1 protein-coding gene is annotated in these 2842 nt (G+C 72.3%); it reads left to right on the top strand.

The genetic code is table 11. The features are described 5' to 3' along the window. On the top strand, positions 1-2842 hold a 2842-nt coding region (locus tag NON22_RS22715; RefSeq protein WP_257389268.1), incomplete at both ends, for a type I polyketide synthase.

The following is a 2842-nucleotide window of genomic DNA, read 5'->3' as shown; positions in this document are numbered from 1 at the left end:
GGCCGCCGCGGCGTCCACGGCCGTCGAGATCGCGCCGCCGGCAGCGGCGCTGTCGCCGCGCCAGCGGCGCGCGCTCGTGCGGCGTACTCCGGCGAGTGCGGACGCGGCCGAGCCGATCGCGATCGTGGGCCTGAGCGGCCGCTATCCGCAGGCGCGCGACCTGGCCGCCTACTGGGACAACCTGCGCGAGGGCCGCGACTGCATCGTCGAAGTGCCGGCCGAGCGCTGGAACTGGCGCGACTACTACAGCGAGAACCGCCGCGAGGACGGCCATCACTACAGCCGCTGGGGCGGTTTCATCGACGGCGTCGACGAGTTCGATCCGCTGTTCTTCAACATGTCGCCGCTCGAGGCCGAGCGCATCGATCCGCAGGAGCGGCTGTTCCTGCAGCATGCGTGGATGGCCGTCGAGGACGCCGGCTACAGCCGCGCGGACCTGCGCGGCCCGGCGCCGAAGGAAGGCCTGACCGACATCGGCGGCCAGGTCGGCGTCTATGTCGGCGTCATGTACAGCGAGTACCAGCTGTTCGGCGCCGAGGCGAGCCTGCGCGGCCGGCGCACGGGACTGGCCGGCAGCTTCGCGAGCATCGCCAACCGCGTGTCGTACGCGCTGGACCTGCACGGTCCGAGCATGACGGTCGACACGATGTGTTCGTCGTCATTGACCGCGATTCACCTGGCCTGCCAGGACCTGCGCCAGGGGCGCACGCGGCTGGCGATCGCCGGCGGCGTCAACGTGACGATCCACCCGAACAAGTACCTCGTGCTCAGCGCGGGCCAGTTCATCTCCGGCGACGGTCATTGCCAGAGCTTCGGCGAAGGCGGCGACGGCTACATTCCGGGCGAAGGCGTCGGCGCGGTCGTGCTCAAGCGCCTGTCCGACGCGCAGCGCGACGGCGATCCGATCTACGCCGTGATCCGCGGCAGCGGTCTTAGCCACGGCGGCCGCACGAACGGCTATACCGTGCCGAATCCGCAGGCGCAGACCAGCGCGATCGCGCTCGCGTTGTCCGAAGCGCGCGTGGATGCGCGGCACATCAGCTACATCGAGGCGCACGGCACCGGCACGAAGCTCGGCGATCCGATCGAGATCGCCGCGCTCAATCGCGCCTTCGGCCAGTACACGGCGGAGCGGCAGTTCTGCCGCATCGGTTCGGCCAAGTCGAACATCGGCCATTGCGAGGCCGCGGCCGGCATCGCCGGGCTGACGAAGGTGCTGCTGCAGCTCAAGCACCGGCAGATCGTGCCGTCGCTGCATTCGCGCACGTTGAATCCGCACATCGATTTCGCGGCAAGTCCGTTCGTCGTCAACCAGGAGCTGGTCGACTGGACCGCGCCGGTCGTGGACGGCCGCACGTTGCCGCGGATCGCCGGCATTTCCTCGTTCGGCGCCGGCGGCTCGAACGCGCACCTGATCGTCGAGGAATACGTCGCCGCGCCGGCCGCGGTCGCGCCGGCCGCCGAAGTCGCGATCCTGCTGTCGGCGCGTACTGCCGAACAGCTGCGCCGCAAGGCCGTCGACCTGCGCGCGTTCGTGGTCGCCGCGCCGCAGACCGATCTCGTCGCGATCGCCTATACCTTGCAGGTCGGCCGCGAGGCGATGGACGAGCGTCTCGGCCTCGTCGTCGCGAACGGCGACGAGCTCGCGCAGGCGCTGCAGGCCTGGCTCGACGGCGACGCGGAGGCGTACACCGTGCATCACGCTCAGGCGCAGCGCCATCGCGACACGCTGGCGCTGTTCGGCAACGATGCGGACCTGCGCCGGACCGTCGAGCGCTGGCTCACCGGCGGCAAGCTTGCGAAGGTCGTCGAGCTCTGGACCAAGGGGCTCGACGTGCCGTGGACCGCGCTGTACGCAGGCGGCACGCCGCCGCGGCTGAACCTGCCGACGTATCCGTTCGCGCGCGAGCGCTGCTGGATCGATCTGCCGGCGGCCACGACCGCGGCCGCTGCCGTTGCGGCCGCGCTGCATCCGCTCGTGCATGCGAACGTGTCGGATCTCAGCGGCCAGCGCTATCGCAGCGTGTTCGACGGCAGCGAGCCGTGGCTCGCCGATCATCGCGTGCAGCTCGGCGGCAGCGAACAGCGCGTGCTGCCGGCGGCCGCCTATCTCGAAATGGCGCGCGCCGCGGTCGAGCAGGCGCTGCCGCCGGCCTGGCGCGACGGCATGCTCGAGCTGCGCCACTGCGCCTGGGCGCAGCCGCTGATCGTCGCCGGCGCGACGACCGTCGACATCGCGATCGAGGCCGCCGCCGACGGCACGATCGATTACCGCGTCGTCAGCGGAGACGCCGACACCGCGTGCGAACACGGCCGCGGCCAGGCGCTCTACGTCGACCCGGCGGCGCCGGAGCGGCTCGATCTGGCGGCGCTGCAGCAGCGCCTCGACGGCGAGTGCTGGACCGCGGCGGAACTGTACGCGGCGCTCGAGCGGCTCGGCCTGCGCTACGGCCCGGCGCATCGCGCCGTCCGCGTGCTGCAGCGCGGCCGCGGCGAGGTGCTCGCGCAAATCGAATTGCCCGACGCGGTGCGCGCCGCGGCGACCCCCTATGTGCTGCATCCGAGCCTGCTCGACGCGGCGCTGCAGGCCGCGCTGGCGCTGGCCGACGGACCGGCACAGGCGCAGCTGCCGTTCGCGCTCGACCGCCTGCGCGTCTGCGCGGCGCCCGGCGCGACGCTCTGGGCCTGGCTGCGCCATTGCGCCGATCGCGGCGACACCGACGCGGTCTCGCGCATCGACATCGATCTCTGCGACGAGCACGGCGCCGTCGCCGTGCAGCTGCGCGGCCTGTCGAGCCGCGCGCTCGCGCCGGCAGCGGCGGGGCAGGGCCTGCTCGCGGCG

It is taken from the genome of Tahibacter caeni, assembly GCF_024609805.1.
Classification (GTDB): domain Bacteria; phylum Pseudomonadota; class Gammaproteobacteria; order Xanthomonadales; family Rhodanobacteraceae; genus Tahibacter; species Tahibacter caeni.
Note: the sequence above shows the minus strand (reverse complement) of the source record. Positions and strands in the feature narration are given on the sequence as shown.